Raw genomic sequence first — 18291 nt, forward strand, 5'->3', positions numbered from 1 at the left:
CTTTGTTGATATTTTAAGAAAAATCGGCTATTATGTCTATTATTTTGAAATTCCGCCGGCTTCAGTGCTTCAGTATATTAAAGAACCAACATTTCATAAACGCGGGCTATTAAATTTTTTCTGTCCACCAGTAAGAACCCTAACGAATTTATCTGTATTTGCCTTTCCGCCGATTATACCAGCATCAAGATTTGAGTCTGGTTATATAAGGGCTTTTAATACCAAAAGATTTATCCATCGAATACGAAAGGATTATTATTCTTTAGTTCGAATGCGGAAGAAAAAAGTCGTTGCGATAGTTGTTACACCTTATTGGTTTGATATTATTAAGGAACTAAACTTTTCGTTACTCTGCTATGATTGTATTGATGATGTTAAGGTCTTCTGCAAAGAGAAACATCTAAATTATTTTATTGGTTTACAAAGCAGATTAATTGAGAAGTCAGACTTAATCATAATTTCTGCGCAGAAACTTAAAGATGATATTTTAGCCATTAATTCACAAAAACCTATTGCCTATATTCCCAATGGTGTTGCTTTTGATTTTTTTGTCGCCAATAAGGATAACCCGGAAATTACTAATTCTTTGAAATACATCAAACGGCCGATTATTGGTTTTGTTGGCGCAATCTTTAATTGGATTGATATCGCTTTAATAAAAAAAACCGCTGAAACTTTTTCTGATTGCTCGGTGGTTTTAGTAGGACCCGTTCAAGATATCAAGATTCCCCTATTACCCAACCTTCACTATTTGGGCGTTAAACCTTTTTCTGATATTCCCGCAATAATAAATTGTTTTGATGTTTGTCTGATTCCTTTTGTTGCTGGTGAGGTTTCTGATAAAGTTGACCCAATTAAAGTTTACGAATATCTGGCATTAGGTAAACCTGTGGTCGCGATAAATCTTCCGGAGTTAAAAAAAGTGGCATCTTTAATCTATTTAGCCCAAGATGAAAACGATTTTATCAATGCGATTCGCAAAGCACTTAATGAAAACTCTTTAGAATTAAAATCTTTAAGAATACAATTTGCCCAAAAAAATTCTTGGGAACAGCGAGTAGAAAAACTAATTGATGTTGTCTCAAATTGTATTATTAAACGAGAAAGCCCAGGTCCGAGATATGAAAATTGCTATTGATGCATTAGCCGCTAAATCGTTATATCACGGTATGGGAAACTATGTGTTTAATATCATAAAACATTTATCCCGCCTGTCATTATCTAATCATTTCCTTGTCTTTAAGCGACCGAATTTGTTTTCGGAATACAATCTGACTAATGTTTGTTTTAAGGAAATCAAACTACCTTTACCTCTCCGCATTCTCTGGGAACATCTCTGTTTACCCTCAAAATTAAAAAAGGAAGAGGTGGATTTATTTTGGGGTCCAAGTAATTTTTTACCACCGCGTAAAGTCTGTCTGTATGTAGTAACAATTCATGATTTATCTTCATTTACTCTGCCTGAAACTTATTCTTATTTACGACGCAGATATTATCAAGAGATTATTACTACTTCAGTCCGGCTATCTGATTTTATTATTACGGACTCAGAGGCGTCGAAACGAGATATGCTTACATATTTTAATATGGCGAAAGATAAAATTAGAGTAATTTATTGTGGTCTTAACGAGATTTTTTTTAACCCACCATCCCAAGAATCTTGGCAAGTTATTAAAAACAAATATCACCTGCCGGAAGAATATCTTTTTACCTTAGGTGTATTAGAGCCTAAAAAGAATACTACCCGTTTACTTTTGGCTTATGCTCAATTGAAAAACAACTTGTCCTTCCTTCCGCCATTAGTCATAGGAGGTTCTCGAAGATATGGATGGAAGAACAGTTCACTTTTCCGGATGGTTAAAGAACTATGTCTTACGGATTCGGTTATATTTACTGATTTTATTGAACAAAATGATTTGCCTTTAATTTACGCGAATGCCCGCATCTTCGTTTTTCCTTCGCTTTATGAGGGATTTGGTCTACCAGTAATTGAAGCTATGGCATGCGGTGTGCCCGTTATTACTTCCAACACATCATCATTACCTGAAATTGCCGGTGATGCGGCAATTTTCGTTAATCCCTATGATGTTAATGAAATTTCCCAAGCAATAAAGCAGGTGCTAACAAATGAACATTTACAAAATGAGTTACGCGAAAAAGGAATTGAAAACGCCAAACGATTTTCCTGGAAAAATACCGCCTCCGGTGTTTTAGAAGTGTTAGAAAAAGTATTAAAACAATGAGCCCCATACTTAAACTAATTTTATGTATCCTCTCGATTTTGATAAGTCTTTCTTGTGGTTCTAATAGTGAAAAAGTAGTGGGTTACAAACTAAAAATACTTTTAGAGACAACTTCGGATTGGACGGATTTAATTTTTGACAACACTGATTTTTATTATTTAGGCGAAAAGACTCTAACATCTCATCCGGTTTCAGTTGGACTATTATCTATCAATAAAAATGTCTACGATTCAACATTCACCTCAATTGCATTTGACCTGTTCTTTTCTGAGAATATGCCGAACGAGATTAAATTTTCAGTCCGAAAAGGGGGTATCGGCTATACTAAAATTGCTTTTATCAATGCGCAACAAGAAACCCTGGGAGTCTTTATTAATGATAAAAATACTCCCAATGATGTCCAAAACCTAATGCGATTTTCTATTAAGCGCAAGGTCTTAGGAATTGTCGATACCCTTGAAATAAAGACAAATAGACCAAACTCAGAAAAGTTAGTTTTAGCATTCTATTTTTTATGGTATTATCCTGAAAATTGGTATTGGACTGGCAAATTATCTATTGCCCATCAGCCTCTTTTGGGTCTGTATTCATCTTCTGATGATAATGTTTTGCGGACCCATATAAAGATGGCAAAATCAGCCGGAATTGACGGCTTTATCTGTTCCTGGTGGGGGATAAATTCAGTTTCAGACCAAAACTTAAAAAAATTATCTTCCCTATGTAATGAAAATAATTTTCGTTTTACAATTTACTTAGAAAACGCCAATGATATCAATGAGTTGAAAGGGTCTTTGTCTTATTTAGAATCGACCTATGCTTACCAATCAGCATTTCTAAAATATCGCGACAAACCAGTAATTTTTATCTTCAACCGCATATTAACAACAATTCCTCTCGATTCATTAAGAATCTACAATACGAAATTCTCCATTATAAATTATGGCTATAAAGTAAGTAATCTTGAAGGTTTTGTTGGCTATCACGAGTTCATACCTCCAGAGAACAATATATTGAAATTAAGACGTCGCTATCAATTAGCTAAAGATGTTGCGCATAGTAAAGGAAAACTTTTTGCCCTACCAGTAATGCCAGGTTTTGACGACCGTTTTGTTAATACTCCAGGGACTGTAATTAAGCGGAAAAAGGGTAAATACTATAGACAAAATTGGGAAACTGCATTATTGACAAATCCAGATTGGATACTAATATCAACTTTCAATGAATGGTTCGAGGGTTCAGAAATTGAACCCAGTAGAGAATACGGCGATTTCTATTTAAGGTTAACTCGTGAATATGCTGAGCAATTCAAACAGGTATCTAAAGTTAAAACTAATTATAAATACAACTAAAATCAGGTTATCTTTTTCTAAATAGTAAACTTATGCGCATTGGCATTGATTGTCGTTACCTTAATACTACGCCTCGAGGTGTAGCACATTATCTGATAAACATTTTGAACCAATTTGCTCGTCAAGCGTCATCACAAGAAAATTTTTATCTCTATTCACCATACTCTATTCGCTATCTTGCCCCAAGGCCGAATTTTATAATGCGAAAAGGAAATCTTCCTCTACCCGGAACCTTCTGGTTCCAAACCCAAGGCCGAAGTTTTATTAATACTGACAAACTTGATACCTTTTGGGCACCGTGTGACATCTTACCTTTAGGACTTTCTAAAAACATCTACCAAGTTCTTTCCGTGCATGATTTAACGCATATCTTCTTTCCTCAAACTATGGCAAATTATAATCGACTAATCCATAAAATGTATTTTGAAAAATCGCTATTAAATGCCCATCATATTATCACGATGTCAAACTATACTAAAAAAGCACTTGTAGATTTCTTTAATATCAAGTCCGAAAAGATAAGTGTAATTTATGAAGGTGTCGACGAGAAATTTCAACCATATGACCGAAACCAAACAACTAAAACTTTGAGCCATTACTTAATAAATCGGCCCTATCTTCTTGCGGTTGGAACCTTAGAACCCAAGAAAAACTATCCGTTACTACTCAAAGCCTTCCAATCTCTAAAAATTGATTGGGACTTAATAATAATTGGTAAAAAGGGATGGAAATCAAACGGGATATTCAAAACAATTGATAAATTAGGAATTAATCAACGAGTAAAGATTCTTGGCTATGTTAAAATTGAAGATTTACCCTATTTCTATAATGGCGCGGAGATTTTTGTGTTTCCTTCTTTATATGAAGGTTTTGGATTACCTCTACTTGAAGCCATGGCATGCGGTACGCCTGTAGTATGTAGTAACTCATCTTCTTTACCAGAAATTGGTAAAGATGCGGTGCTCTATTTTAACCCTTATTCTGTTGATGAACTTACCAATCAACTGACAAAATTAATTAATGATGCGAAATTAAGACAAGAGTTGAGCCAAAAGGGAATTGCTCGCGCACAAGAATTCTCTTGGCAGAAGACCGCCCGGCAAACTTTAGAAGTGTTGAAAAGGACAGATTATTGAAAACTATGCGCAATGTTCTTATTAGCAGTTAAAAGAGGAATTAATGGACTTTAACAAAAAATTATCAATAATTATTGTTAATTATAATACTAAGGATTTAGTTCTGCAGTGTCTGAATAGCGTCGCTAATCTTAGCATCAATACGGATTATGAGGTCTTTGTTGTTGATAACAATTCAAGTGATGGTTCAGCACAAACCATTAAAGCACTAATGCCTTGGGTGAATTTAATTGAAAACCATGAAAACTTAGGATTTGCTAAAGCCAATAATCAGGCAATAAAATTAGCCCGAGGTGAATATATTCTGTTATTGAACCCAGATACCAAAAATGTGGAACGAGCAATTGAAAAGACTTTAGAATTTATTGAGAACCATTCTGAAATTGATGCAATAACCTGTCGGGTGGAGTTAGCCAATGGCGAATTAGACTGGGCCTGCCATCGAGGTTTTCCAACTCCTTGGGCATCTTTTTCTTATTTTGTCGGATTGGAAAAAATATTCCCCAAAAGTAAATTATTTGGTCAGTACCATTTAACCTACCTATCCTTAGATAAACCTCATGAGATTGAAGTTCCCAGTGGATGTTTTTTTATGGTGCGTCGCAAAGTTGTCGAAAAAGTAGGATTATTAGACGAATCCTATTTTATGTATGGAGAAGATGTTGACTGGGCATATCGAATTAAAAAAGCCGGCGGTAAAATATATTTTTATCCTGATGCCAAAATTATTCATTACAAAGGATGCTCTTCAGGAATAAAAAAGGAAACTCAAGAAAAGACATTCATTAACAAGACAACTAAAATTAATGCGGTCAATTATTTCTATGATGCGATGAAAATATTTTATAACAAACACTATAAAACTAAATATCCCTTTTTCATTAATTGGTTAGTCTATTTAGGAATTGAAATTAAACGCGGTGTCAGTCTGATTCGTTTAAGGGTATAACGATTCTTACTATTGAACATAAAATTTACGGATTATATTAAAATAGGTCTGAAAGTTCTTTTAATACATACTAAAGAATACAATCGGATAATTAACGCTATAGTGCTGAATATAGCGCAATCCAGTAAAAATAATTTAATGCTTTCTGAGCTAACAAACTAATCTACTTGATGGCTTACTTCTCAACCTGCAGGTTGACATCTGATTATTTATCTCCCAACCCAACCGAAAAAACATTTTTGAGGATTTTGCTAAAAGACACCTGTATAAAATTTGATAAGAGGCAATATTTAACCTTAGATTAAAAATGTTAAAAGAAAAGTTTTACTAGCTACATACTTTTTAAATATCACTTACACGAGATACAAGTTAGTGGAGCAAGTCATACTATCAATTTTGAGTTTTCGCTTTTAGTCAAAAGACACAATTAGCGCTTGTTTTCCAAAATATATGTATCTTAAAGAGAAACTAATTTTTTCAGATTTTAGAATGTTGTCTTGTCTGTAAAATTCTGGTATATAAATTGGGAGAAAATTGTTTTTCGCATATATAAAAACTCAGCGCACAGAGACAATTAATAAATGGTATTACTTTTAAGCCGACTGATAATTATCATCTTTTGATTAACAACTTCGGTTAGTTCCTGAAGTAATTGTCGGTTAAATGTGACTTTAGTGGAACCAAGTTCTAAAACCATTTCCGTGGTCTTATTATTAAGCAAACAAATCCGAACTATTTTAGACCCAGGGTATTGGCTAAGGATAGATTTAATTCGGCTTAGGTTTTCTTGATTAAAATTTTCATTATTAAATGCAATAGTTAGCATATCGTAATAATTTACCCAATCTTCAAAAGGAAGGATTTCTTTGGCTTCGAGTTGGGTCTTGACTTCTTCGCGTAAATTCATCTTACCCCGAATGATTACCAGCAGGTCGGGTTTCAAAAATTGACGACATCGTTCATAGACCTCGTTAAAGGCAATAATTTCTGTGCTGGCAGTAAAATCTTCTACTTGAAGGATGATATAATCTTTGCCCTTTTTGTCTTTTCTCCGAACAAGACTGGTTATGACCCCTCCGATTATAATGTAATCATTAGAAGCATCATTACGGCCAGCCTTTAATTCAGTCAATGATTGACAAGTTGCAATTGGCTTCAATCGTAGAACGCTATATTCAAGTTCATAATTTTCTAACGGATGACCGGAGAAATAAAACCCAAACGCTTCTTTTTCATATTGCAAAAACTTTGTTTTGGTATCTTGTAGTTCGGCTCTTCGTTTAGTATCTTGGGTTAAAATATCTGATTGATTAGGAAGCGGCGTATACGGGCTGGCGGTTGGTTTTTCTTGGGTGAAAAGGCCTCCTTGTTTTTCTAAAAACAAGAGTCGTTCCGAACTTACTTTTTCCAATTCGCTTTCTAAGATTGAAAGCAAATAACTTCGGTCTTTTTCTAAAGAATCTAAGGCGCCGGCTTTGATTAATGATTCATAGGCTTTGCGATTGACATCTTTACGCGTTCGTCTCAGAAAATCCCGAAAACTACTGTATGGGCTTAAAATTCGCTCATTTTTGATTGCAAGGCATACTTTTTCGCCTAAATTTTTAATTCCACCTAAACCATAGCGGATTTTATTGTCTTCAATACTAAACTTATAATCACTAAAATTAACATCTGGGGGCAAGACATCAATTTTCATTCGTCGGCACTCTTTGATTAAGAGATTGAGTTTATCACTATCGCCGATTTCATTAGAAAGTAATGCGGTCATATATTCCACGGGATAGTTGGCTTTGAGATAGGCAGTAAGATAGGAAAGATGTGCATAACCCATTGAATGTGATTTATTAAAGCCATAACCGGCAAAAGGCGAAATCAATTCAAAAATCTGTTCGGCTTTTTTCTCTGGAATGCGATGATGTTTTGCTCCTTGAATGAACAATTCCTGCATCGCTTTCATCTCTTCAGGAATCTTTTTACCCATTGCTCGGCGTAACCGGTCGTATTGCGTCGGAGTGAAACCCGCAATCAATTTAGCAATCTGCATAACTTGTTCTTGATAGACCATTATACCGTAAGTTTCTTTCAGAATCGGTTCCACTGAATGATGAAAGTATTCAATTTTTTTATTTCCTAATTTCCGTTTAATATACTCATCAATATTGGCCATTGGTCCTGGGCGGTATAGGGCAATAACAGCACATAAGTCTTCAATCTTTTCGGGTTTGGACTTGCGCAATATATCCCGCATTCCTTGGCTTTCAATCTGAAACAGTCCGGTGGTTTCGGCTCTTTGCAGTAATTGGTAGGTCTTTTTATCGTCAAAGGGTATTGATTTCTTATCAATTGGTTTTCCTTGTTCGGTGCATATTTTTAAGGTATCTTCAATCACAGTTAAGGTTTTTAAGCCCAGAATATCAAGTTTTAGAAGTCCAATTTCCGCCAAAGCATCCATATCGTATTGAGTGCAGATTTCGTTATCTTGACTTCGATATAAGGGCACAAGTTCTAATAATGGTTTTGGTGCAATCACAATTCCTGAAGCATGAATGGATGCATGTCGAGCCAGATTTTCCAATTTCACAGCAATTTCCAGAAGTTCTTTATATTTTGCAGAACTCTCGATTAAATCTTTCAATTCTTTGATAGTTCCAATGGCTTTGCCAATTTCCATTCCTAAAGGAATAAGTTTTGCAATGCGGTCAACTTCTGCATAAGGGATATCGAGCACTCGACCAACATCACGCACCACGGCGCGTGACGCCATTGTGCCAAAAGTGATAATTTGTGCAACAGAATTTTCGCCATAACGATGACGAATATAATCGATAACTTCACTCCGTTTGTTATCCGCAAAGTCAATATCAATATCAGGCAAAGAAACTCTTTCGGGATTTAAAAATCGCTCAAAAACCAGTCCATACTTTATCGGGTCAATATCAGTAATGCCCAAGCAATAAAGCACAAGACTGGAAACCGCTGAACCCCGCCCCGGACCAACGGGCACTCCTTTGCTTTTAGCATAATCGATAATATCTTTAACAATGAGAAAATAGCCGGCAAAGCCCATCTGACCAATTATTTTTAATTCATACTTCAAGCGCTCTGTGACTTCGGATGTCAATTGGCGGTATCGCTCCTTTAAGCCTAAATTGGTTAGATGCACTAAATATTCCATATCCTGGCTAAAACCTTCGGGCAAAGGAAAAGCCGGCAGGTGGATTTCTTTTTCATCAATGGGTAAAATCAAATTACACTGCTCAGCAATATGCAAAGTATTGGTAATGGCTTCAGGAATATCGGCAAAAAGCCGGGTCATCTCTTCTGGAGACTTAAAATAAATATCCTGAGATTCAAACTTTAATCTTTTATCTTCACTGAGTTTTTTACCGGTTTGAATACAGACCAAGACATCGTGGGCTTTGGCGTCATAAGGGTCTAAAAAATGGCAGTCATTAGTGGCGACTAAGGGTGAACCCATTTCATAACTGAGTTGGCGTAATCCTGCAAGCAATTTCTCGGTATCAGGAAGTCCAAGACGCATAATTTCAAGGTAAAAATTCTCTCGACCCATAATATCCTGATAAACTCCTACTATCTCTCGGGCTTTATCATAATTATCCTGTAACAAATAATAGTTCACTTCGCCTTTAAGACAGCCGGAAAGAGCAATTAGACCTTCGGCATATTGGGCAAGTAATTCCTTATCAATTCTGGGCCGATAGTAGAATCCTTCCAAATAACCTAAAGAAACTAATTTAATTAAATTATGATAGCCGGTCAGGTTTTTACTGAGTAAAGTAAGATGAAAACTGGATTCCGGAATTTCTTTTGATATGGTGCGGTCCTTACGCGAGCCAACCGCAACATAAACTTCAGCACCAATAATGGGAGTAATTCCTTGCGCATAACACAACTTATAAAATTCAATAGCACCAAAAAGATTGCCGTGGTCAGTTAGGGCCAAAGCCGGCATCTTGTATTTTGCTGCTTGATTGACTAATTTTGAAAGTGCAATCGCACCATCCAGCAGACTATATTCAGTATGATTGTGCAAATGCACAAAATTGGCTTTCTTCATATTCAAATCATAGAAGTATGTTTTGTTCCATATTGAGCATATTATAATTTGAACTCAATTCAAGATGTCAGTGCAATGATTCTTGATTTACCCATTCAGAATAATGATTACTACGAAGACAATACATTATGGTTTGAATTCAAATTCAAGATGTAAGCGTAAAGATTCTTGATTGGCAAATTCACCCATTAACGGTGGCAAATTCTGGGTAACAATAACCGCGCGTTCACAAGACCGGTCATATAGTTCGTTGCCAGAACTCTTTTCGATTTTAACACTACTAATCCGACCATCCTTTTGAATTACAAAATAGACTACACAGGAAAAAGCAATCCCGGAATTAGCAAATGGATTTATCCAATTACTGCCAATTTTAGTTAAAACCGCATCAATATAATAAGAATACTTACCTCCTTTACCAGAGATCTTAAGACCAATATTCGGACTTTCTTTACGCATACTTTTGGCCGGTGTTAATTTTTCTTTAGAGGTAGTCGGTTTAGTCTTAATAGGTTTTTTATCAATAATTGCTATTGGTGGAAGTGAAGGAGATTCAGCCTTAGGCAATCCGGTTTCCAGATTAACTACAGCAACTTGAAAAACATCTGGATATAATCTTTCTCTTGAAGGCTTGCTTTTAGTTACTCCTGCTAATAGGACAAATATTACGAGATGGCCAACAAAAGAAAAAAGTAGCTCCTTTTTCATATCTCTAATTTGAAACTTTAAATTTAACATTTATCATTCTGCTGTCACTGTTCCGTGTAGAATTTATTTGTCCAACCTTTTGAGGTTTACTTTTAGCAACTCCGGCTAATATCACGAAGATTATGAGATGACCAACAAAAGAAAACAACATTTTCCTTTTCATACTAAAGTATTATTAGAGAAATTATCCTTACCGAAAACGAAACGCATCAAAACAGGTCATAACAAGTCACATTTAACTTTAGAGAATGTGCTTCTGGCGATATTGTCTTTTGCCCAAATCACTAAATCGGAAATTCGAAATCATTGATGTTATCATTTGTTGAAGTTATTTGCCGGTTCTTTTTTTAATGGCTTGGGGCGATGCTACTAAACTAACATTTCCAATGCCGACTTCCCGAATTTTGCTCAAGACCGTTATCACCAGACCATAATTTACTGCTTCATCTGCAATCAAATAGATTTGGCCAGTTGTTTTTTTCGCTAAGACCGAATTTAGTTCTGAATTAAATTGAGCAAGGTTAATTAGTTTATCCTCAATATAAATTTTTCCTTGCTTATCTATGGTTACTGTTACTCCTTCAGTTCTTTGTGGCACTGCGGCTGAACTGCGGGGAACTGAAACCGGGATGCCGGCTCGACTCAAAGCCACACTAATGCCCGCAATAAGAAAGATTATCATCAGATTAATCGCAACATCAGCTAAAGATGTTATATTCATCTCTGAAATGAATTTGGGCGTATAAGTTGAATTTCTTCGCTTTTGATTATTCATCTTTGCCAATTTAATTCTTTAAGCAAAGTATTAATTTTTGAGTTCGTAATTTAGTGTATCTTAAAACCATTAAATTATTATTAAACTTTAGTGAATTTTTGGTCTTATAATTTTGATTTCCGAACTGGCTGAGACATCTTATTTAGGCATTTTGGCTTAATCTGACAGCACAATAATCTTTCGTAAATCTGACTCAATTTCTAATATCCAACGCTCCATATCATTAGAAAAAGACTTAATTTTACCAACAAAATAATTATAAGCAATAACTGCAGGAATTGCAACTAAGAGACCAGCAACAGTGGTAATAAGTGCGTCCGAAATACCAGGAGCAATGATTTGTAAAGTTACAACTGGGATATGCCGAACTCCAAGAAAAGATTGGAGAACTCCCCACACCGTTCCCAAAAGGCCTAAAAAAGGGGCAACACTACCACAGGTGGCTAAAAATGGTAAGTTTTGTTCCAGACGGTCAATTTCTAAGGATGCGGTTTTGTTTAAGGCATCGCTAATGTTAGGCAAAAGGTTTAATAAATTTGTCTGTTCTTGTGTGACGGGATTATTCGCCTTATAGATTTTCCGCCATTCCTCAACTGCAGTAAACACCAGTTGGGACAAAGGACTTTCAGGATATTCAGTGGCAATGGCATTAAAATCTAAAACCGAACTGCGGTCCTTAAAAAGACTATACAAAAAAAGATTGGTTTTACGAATTTTTCTGAAGAGAAAGAATTTTTTAATAATAATTGCCCAACTAATAATAGAAAAAACAATCAACACCAGCACAATAATTTTAGCAAAAAATCCCAAACCCCACATAATACTTAGAAAGTTTTCGTTTGCTGGCAGGGTTAAAGGTTCAGGCATAGGAAGATGGTTTATTCAACTTAAATTGATTGAGAAGATTTATCTTGGAAAACACAGATTAAGGTAAAGAAAGAAACCGCTCTTTGGCTAATTTGGCCTCATTGGTATTAGGGTATTCATCAATAACCTTTTTGTAATATCTTTTGGCTTTATTAATCTCATTCATTGACTGATAGGCAAGGCCGATTTTATAAATCGCCGAAGGCACTTTATTACCTTCTGGGTAATTGCTGACAACTTTTTCAAATTCTAAAATTGCATCCGGGTATTGTTTTTTAGAATAGTAGCATTCGCCAATCCAATATTGGGCATTATCGGATAATTCGGTATTGGGAAAGTATTTCAAGTAGCGCTTAAATCCTTCAATCGCAACATCAAAATTGCCTTTAGTAAAATCAAGATATGCGGAATTATATAACTCGTCTGGTTCGATATGGGGTGTCGTATAGGTAACAATGCTTTCGGGTTTGGCTTCTTCGGTTCGACCGATTCCCAATTTTTGATAGACTCGACTTAAGCGGGTTTCGTTGTCTTCGATTTTTGCCGATAATTGATTAATTTGCTCAGATAAATTTTCCAGATTGGTTAAAACATCTGCCTTCATTTCAGTTAAAAGTCGATTTTGATTGCGGGATAGACTATCAATCCGTTGAACCGAGATTTCCAGGCTATCCATCTTGGTGCCTTGTCGGACAAAGCGCCAAATTGGCGCACAATTCACACAAGTAAACAAATAGATGCTTAAAATTAAAGTGGTTAAATAGATACCAAGTTTAATGTTTATTCGCATTGGATTCCATTAAAGGCTGGGTCCGATACGGACACAGCCATAGGCACAGCCTGATATAGACAAGGTGGGTCGCACCTGACCAGAGAATATGAGCCGGTGCGACCCATCATTATGCACTTGAAGCTATTATTTGCCGACTTCTTTAAATTCGCAGCGTCGGTTTTTCCAATATTCGTCAGGATTTTCAGTAACTAATCTCTCTTCGCCATAACTTACCGTGTTTAATCGGTCGGGCGCAATTCCTAATTTCACAAGATAATCTTTTACCGAATTGGCGCGTCGGAATCCTAATGCCATATTATATTCACTGGTGCCAATCGGACAACAATGGCCTTCAATCGTAATTTTTACTTTAGGGTTGTCTTTCAGCGCTTGCGCATTTTCTTTAAGAATTACCGCGTCCCCTGGTCTAATATCATATTTATCAAAGTCAAAATAAACTGTAGATAATTTAATCGGTGCTTTCACTTCTTCCGGTTTTTCTTTTTCTATTACTTCTTCTGGTGGTGGTGCAATGGGTTGTTCTTTTTTTACGACCTTTTTAGGACATCCCACTACGGCAAAAAGCAGGATTAAGATGCAACTTATTTTTAGTGCAGTTTTCATAATGCCTCCTGTTGTATAATAATAATTTTATTTGTTTAATACTTTACTTAATTTTTATATTTTATTAATTTATTATATAATATCAATTCAGTTCTGTATTCGGCAAAATTTCCTTTTGGCTACTGAATCTTCTCTTATTTTGCGGTGTCTTTTTGAATTCAGTAGCAATTTCAACAATCTGTATTAACTCAACAATTACATCTTATAATACAAAATTAAATAAATTTGTCAAGGATAAAAAATAGGAAGACACTTCTTTATTTTTAACCTATCAAGTCGAAATTTACACAAAATATTATACACTACCTGTGATTGCTGACTATTCTTAATTTTGGGGCATTTCGCAACTCTTTTTCCGAGTTTTCAAAGATGCATCCGCATTTCGTTTTCAGAAAAATTATCTGTGTTTTCTGCTTATCAGTTTTTGGCTATGAATGAAAGATTTATTGGAGTCTAAATTCATCTGTGTTTTTTTGCCTTATCAGTTTTTGGGCTTTAGATGGAAAGATTTATTGGGGCTGAAATCATTTTGTGGTTTTAGTCTTCTCGGCTTTAGCAATAATAATTTATTAACTAGGTCAAGAATTGTGCCCATAAATAAATCATTTTGTGGTTTTGGTCTTCTCGGCTTAGCAAGCAATAATTTATTTACTGGGGTCAACAATCGCGCCCATAAATAAAATGGAACCGGTCTCGTTATCGCAGATAGCACAAAAGAATGGTCGGTCGACAATCATTATAAATTCTTTTGGTTCGCGAATTGCTGTAACTCTTATTTCTACTGATGTCGCACCAGCGGCTTCAGTGCCTTCTTCGTTAACTTCAACAAATGTTTTATGTTTTACTTCATTGATATATAAATCAAGTGGGGTCTGCGTCATTTCTGAAAAATCGGCCTTTCCTGCGCTAAATGCGATTTCCATTCCCAGATTTTTTAATGCGGTATTTAATGTTTGTTCATATTCTAATTTAATTCGGGGCAAGATAATTGTGCCGTCTTGATAGTCAAATTGCGACAGGTATTCGTTCCAATTTTTTACATTGAGATGAGATAAAAATTCTTTAAGGTTGGAATTAGTTCCGGGTAAGAAGAGATACATACTAATTTTGCCTTTGCCATAAGGAAGTGCAATCCCTTGAAATTTGTCTGTGCTCAGATAGCGATAGTTTCCTTTTTGTTCCATCATTGGTAGATTCTTTTTTTCTCCATTTATTAAAGTGAATGGCCGGTCTTGGGTTTGATTTTTGTCAAAGGTTTTAGTCCATTTGCCTTTGAAATAGACCGCATTAATCAGATAGAGCATAGTGTACATCGGGTCAATCTTATCGATAATTTTAGAGATTTTGCCGTTGGTCTTCGCTTTTACCCAGTTGTTGATAATATTAGATGCTTTAGGGTCAGTAAAATTAAGCGTAGTTATTTGGCTTTGATAATATTTTTTATTGCGTTGCAGAAACTCGGATTTAAATTTAATACCGGCTTTTGCCCATAGAGAATTAGCGATGTTAAGGTTGATTTGGGGGTCAGCACTTTTCAACTGGTTCATCAGAGTTTGATTGCCAAAATTAACTTCATTTAGTTCCATCTCGGCAATTCCTAAGGTTTTTGCCATTGCAGTCTTCGTTTCTTTGCTGGCACCATTATAAGCCATTGACAAGGCAAAAGTAATGCTTAAGGGTGAAATAAAGATGTTTTTATCTTTATCTTGTCTTGTCAATTCTGAGAATAGAGCAAAGGTAAAATTATTATAGGCATTAACTAATTTTTCGGTCGGAACTACCTTTACTTTAGATGGCACCATACCTAAAGTAGTCATTAAACTAATTAAATTATTAGGCGCATTAGCCAGAGATGGCAGGGTACCTAAAAAAATCATTAAACTAATACTTAAAATCATTAAAAGATATTTTGTTTTCATTGGCAACTCCTTTTATTTTGTTTTTGTGATTGCTGGTAGCCGGCAATGATTGAGCGGACTGCGATTACAATTAAAATTAGTCCGGCAATAATTGCGCCCCAGAGTCCTAATAAAGAGAGTGTGGTTACAATTATTGCGGCAATTAGAACTCCACAGAAAATTGCAATCAATGATTGAAAATAGCCTAAACCGAGTAGAAAAGCCGCAACCGTTCCAGTCCAAGCACCTGTTGCTGGTAATGGAATGGCAACAAATATCATCAATCCAATCATTTCGTATTCTTCAATAATCTTGCTCTTTTTCCGTGTGCGGGCAAACAACCAATCAAAGAACTTCTTAAAAAGTGGAATTCGACTTAAGAGTTCGGAAAATTTATTAAGAAAAAAGAGCATCGGCAAAATTGGCAGGATATTGCCGATAATGGCTAAAATCACCACCCGATACCAGTCAAGATTATAAAAATTAATGCCCAGCGGTATTGCGCCACGTAATTCAACAATTGGTAACATTGCCGTGATTAAGACGGCTAAATCTGGAGAAATGCCATAACCTTGCAGTGTGGTAATTATCGTTGAACGGGCACCACAACCGGAAAATAAGAAGATTAAAGATAATAGTAGTAAGATTTTTGAGTTGGGACTCTGTCTTTTTGAATATTGCTTCATTGCTTTTGTCATTAAATGTTGACTTATTGTTTTTATCACTAATTTTTGATTCATTGTTTTTATCTTTCTGAAAATAATAAGAATAATAAGATTAAAGATAATCGTAGCAAGATTTTTGAGTTTTGATTCTGAGTCGTCGTTTCTTTCTTTAACATAGGCTGATACTAAAAAGTATTGTGGTGATAACAAATAGACCTTTTGTATTTTATCTTCCGTATCATAATAGTCCCCGTTTCTTTCTTAAGAACAGGCTGACACTAAAAAGTGCGACAACAATGATGAAGATATACGGATTATAACTAAATGCTAAACTCCAGCGTTTTTGATATTTAGCCATTTGCGGAACAAAAGTCTCCTGAAGAAATTCATCATATGTATAATACCTACCATTACTGGCTTCAGCAATTCTTTGAAGTAAATCCGAGTTTAGACCAGTAATGTCTTCAATGCTCTGTTCCATTATATTAACAATAACTTTTGCTGAACCAATATTTTTTTCGTCTTGATTGATTTGTGCCGTAAATTCATAAGTGCCAGGGGATAAGGTTGGAATTGAACCTTGGTAATTGCCCGGATAAATCTCAAATAGCGGTAATGAAATCTTGGAATTAGGAACTGGAATTTTAATATCCAGATTCGTCCAAGGTTTTCCATTCGGAGTTGTAGCCAAGAGATTGAAGATGATTTCTTCACCTGCCAGATAATTGGCTTTATTTGTTAAGAGTCGGAAGTTTTCCATCTCTTTAATGGCTAAAAACCGCATCAGATTTATTAGTAAAATTTGGAATTGACTGGCACTGCGTTCGGTTTCAATTGCGGAAAAACCCAGTCGCCAGATAGGATAGCCGGTAATCACCATTACTTTACTGTCCTGATATTTTCTATAACCAATTAAAGGCACTGAATCGGGAATACTCTTTGCCCAAATAAGTGTATTAGGTTTGATATTCGTGGGAACACAGATTGCCCATAACGGCGGAGCATTACTTAAGATATTAGTGCCCGTGGTAGTGGTAAAAAGCGTGCTGACAAGTCCTTCGTCAGTTAAATCAAAAAAATATTCTTTGCGGACAATATTAATTTTATCAAATTCAAACGGCGAGATTTCATTTAAGAATGTCTTGGGCTTAAAGTTTTCACCAGTTAGAAGCAAAATGCCTTTTCCCTGCTTATGCCAATTTTGTAAATAGTTCTTGAGTGTATTATCCAGTTGCAGTTCGGAAACATTATCCAGAATTAAAACATCAGCCTTGGTAAAGACTTGGTCAAGCGGTTGGTCAGTTAACGATTTGACCGCGCTACCTGTAAAACTGATAATCGGCAGGACCGTAAAATTCTTATCTGCTTTTAATGCTGAAAGAATAAACCGGGTATTAAATGAAGGACTATTAGTAAAATAGATTATTTGGAGACGACCCTTGAGAACTTCAATGGTAAAATTTCTGCGATTGTTCTGATAGTCTGCTTCATCCGACAAACTGTCAATGCGCAAAGTATAATTTATCCGACCAGCAGATTCAGCAATAATTCGAAAATTAACTTCCTGAATAATATTAGATTGCGCAAAAGAAATTGGTTGAGATGCTATTAGTTGTTTCCGTGCCCATAGACTGACTTTTACCGACTGATTATTAAAACCTTGATTTTTAATGCGGGCAGAAATATCAATCGTATCATCTTGATAACACCTTATCGGATGTCGGACTTGTTCAATAGCAATATCATTTTTGGCTTTAGGACCAAGACCAATGGGATAGATGGGTGCAATCGAACTTTTAGCCAGAGCAACTGGGTCTGGACCATAATTATGTTGGCCATCAGAAATCAAAACAATTGCTCCAGGTAGATGCTTTTGCGCAAAACTGAGCGCCTGACTGATATTAGTTCTTAAGCCCGTGGGATTTTGATAATTAAACATCTCGCCAACCGAATCAGCAAAAGAAAAAACCCGAAACCGCTTATTAGTCTGTTTAATCTTACTTATTAACGGCTCAACCATCTCTTGATTGGTTGCAGACGCCATACTTTTTGAAGCATCTATTAAGACCAAAATCGGAATTTTTGCTGACCGGGTAAAATTGAATCGGAACACCGCACCAATTAGGATTAAAATCAAAAAGATTAAAACTAAAATCCGAAAGAAAAGGGGTAATTTATAGCCAGTAGTTGACCTTTCTCGTAAATCGAGAAATATTATCAGACC

15 protein-coding genes are annotated in these 18291 nt (G+C 35.6%); 6 read left to right on the forward strand and 9 right to left on the reverse strand.

Features of this window, described 5'->3' with window-relative positions; translation table 11 throughout:
• The 5 genes from N2201_03360 to N2201_03380 all read left to right on the forward strand — a co-directional run.
• The coding region (locus N2201_03360; GenBank protein MCX7785254.1) for a glycosyltransferase at nucleotides 1-1138 on the forward strand (1138 nt) is incomplete at its 5' end.
• Entirely contained in the window at nucleotides 1074-2243 is a 1170-nt protein-coding gene (locus tag N2201_03365; GenBank protein ID MCX7785255.1) for a glycosyltransferase family 4 protein, read from the forward strand. The genes N2201_03360 and N2201_03365, both read left to right, overlap by 65 nt.
• Entirely contained in the window at nucleotides 2240-3592 is a 1353-nt protein-coding gene (locus N2201_03370; GenBank protein MCX7785256.1) for a hypothetical protein, read from the forward strand. Before N2201_03365 ends, N2201_03370 begins: the two co-directional genes overlap by 4 nt.
• 32 nt (nucleotides 3593-3624) lie before the next feature.
• Nucleotides 3625-4728, forward strand: a complete 1104-nt coding sequence (locus N2201_03375) for a glycosyltransferase family 4 protein (GenBank protein ID MCX7785257.1) — start codon at nucleotides 3625-3627, stop codon at nucleotides 4726-4728.
• Nucleotides 4729-4771: 43 nt separating this feature from the next.
• A complete protein-coding gene (locus N2201_03380; protein ID MCX7785258.1) occupies nucleotides 4772-5677 on the forward strand; it encodes a glycosyltransferase family 2 protein in 906 nt (301 codons plus the stop codon).
• Nucleotides 5678-6251: 574 nt separating this feature from the next.
• On the opposite strand, the gene N2201_03385 is transcribed toward N2201_03380, so the two are convergent.
• Both N2201_03385 and N2201_03390 read right to left on the reverse strand, forming a co-directional pair.
• Nucleotides 6252-9758 carry a DNA polymerase III subunit alpha gene (locus tag N2201_03385; GenBank protein MCX7785259.1) on the reverse strand — a complete coding sequence of 1169 codons (3507 nt, stop codon included), beginning with the start codon at nucleotides 9756-9758 and terminating at the stop codon, nucleotides 6252-6254.
• Nucleotides 9759-9884: 126 nt separating this feature from the next.
• Entirely contained in the window at nucleotides 9885-10466 is a 582-nt protein-coding gene (locus N2201_03390) for a TonB C-terminal domain-containing protein (protein ID MCX7785260.1), read from the reverse strand.
• A gap of 127 nt (nucleotides 10467-10593) precedes the next feature.
• Between N2201_03390 and N2201_03395 the strand changes: the two genes are divergently transcribed.
• The gene (locus N2201_03395) at nucleotides 10594-10776 is read left to right on the forward strand and encodes a DNA polymerase (protein ID MCX7785261.1); all 183 of its coding nucleotides are present in this window, start codon (nucleotides 10594-10596) and stop codon (nucleotides 10774-10776) included.
• 18 nt (nucleotides 10777-10794) lie between these two features.
• Here N2201_03395 and N2201_03400 read toward each other — a convergent pair whose 3' ends face one another.
• The 7 genes from N2201_03400 to N2201_03430 form a co-directional block, all read right to left on the reverse strand.
• A complete protein-coding gene (locus N2201_03400) occupies nucleotides 10795-11241 on the reverse strand; it encodes a biopolymer transporter ExbD (protein ID MCX7785262.1) in 447 nt (148 codons plus the stop codon).
• 156 nt (nucleotides 11242-11397) lie between these two features.
• Complete coding sequence (locus N2201_03405; protein ID MCX7785263.1) at nucleotides 11398-12108, reverse strand: MotA/TolQ/ExbB proton channel family protein; 711 nt, start codon at nucleotides 12106-12108, stop codon at nucleotides 11398-11400.
• Between the two features lie 58 nt (nucleotides 12109-12166).
• On the reverse strand, nucleotides 12167-12898 hold the full coding sequence (ybgF, locus tag N2201_03410; protein MCX7785264.1) for a tol-pal system protein YbgF: 732 nt from the start codon (nucleotides 12896-12898) through the stop codon (nucleotides 12167-12169).
• 126 nt (nucleotides 12899-13024) lie between these two features.
• Complete coding sequence (locus N2201_03415) at nucleotides 13025-13504, reverse strand: OmpA family protein (GenBank protein MCX7785265.1); 480 nt, start codon at nucleotides 13502-13504, stop codon at nucleotides 13025-13027.
• A gap of 644 nt (nucleotides 13505-14148) precedes the next feature.
• Nucleotides 14149-15423 carry a serpin family protein gene (locus N2201_03420; GenBank protein ID MCX7785266.1) on the reverse strand — a complete coding sequence of 425 codons (1275 nt, stop codon included), beginning with the start codon at nucleotides 15421-15423 and terminating at the stop codon, nucleotides 14149-14151.
• Entirely contained in the window at nucleotides 15420-16277 is an 858-nt protein-coding gene (locus tag N2201_03425) for a small multi-drug export protein (GenBank protein ID MCX7785267.1), read from the reverse strand. The genes N2201_03420 and N2201_03425 overlap by 4 nt, the downstream gene beginning before the upstream one ends.
• 28 nt (nucleotides 16278-16305) lie before the next feature.
• The coding region (locus tag N2201_03430; protein MCX7785268.1) for a VWA domain-containing protein at nucleotides 16306-18291 on the reverse strand (1986 nt) is incomplete at its 5' end.

Source organism: candidate division WOR-3 bacterium (genome assembly GCA_026418155.1).
GTDB lineage: Bacteria > Hydrothermota > Tepidihabitantia > Tepidihabitantales > CAIPLT01 > JAOABV01.

Coding starts and splice junctions, on each gene's coding strand:
- N2201_03365 (MCX7785255.1), top strand. CDS start 1,074: ATGTTGTCTCAAATTGTATTATTAAACGAGAAAGCCCAGGTCCGAGAT.
- N2201_03390 (MCX7785260.1), bottom strand. CDS start 10,466: ATGAAAAAGGAGCTACTTTTTTCTTTTGTTGGCCATCTCGTAATATTT.
- N2201_03400 (MCX7785262.1), bottom strand. CDS start 11,241: ATGAATAATCAAAAGCGAAGAAATTCAACTTATACGCCCAAATTCATT.
- N2201_03415 (MCX7785265.1), bottom strand. CDS start 13,504: ATGAAAACTGCACTAAAAATAAGTTGCATCTTAATCCTGCTTTTTGCC.
- N2201_03375 (MCX7785257.1), top strand. CDS start 3,625: ATGCGCATTGGCATTGATTGTCGTTACCTTAATACTACGCCTCGAGGT.
- N2201_03420 (MCX7785266.1), bottom strand. CDS start 15,423: ATGAAAACAAAATATCTTTTAATGATTTTAAGTATTAGTTTAATGATT.
- N2201_03395 (MCX7785261.1), top strand. CDS start 10,594: ATGACCAACAAAAGAAAACAACATTTTCCTTTTCATACTAAAGTATTA.
- N2201_03380 (MCX7785258.1), top strand. CDS start 4,772: ATGGACTTTAACAAAAAATTATCAATAATTATTGTTAATTATAATACT.
- ybgF (MCX7785264.1), bottom strand. CDS start 12,898: ATGCGAATAAACATTAAACTTGGTATCTATTTAACCACTTTAATTTTA.
- N2201_03385 (MCX7785259.1), bottom strand. CDS start 9,758: ATGAAGAAAGCCAATTTTGTGCATTTGCACAATCATACTGAATATAGT.
- N2201_03370 (MCX7785256.1), top strand. CDS start 2,240: ATGAGCCCCATACTTAAACTAATTTTATGTATCCTCTCGATTTTGATA.
- N2201_03405 (MCX7785263.1), bottom strand. CDS start 12,108: ATGCCTGAACCTTTAACCCTGCCAGCAAACGAAAACTTTCTAAGTATT.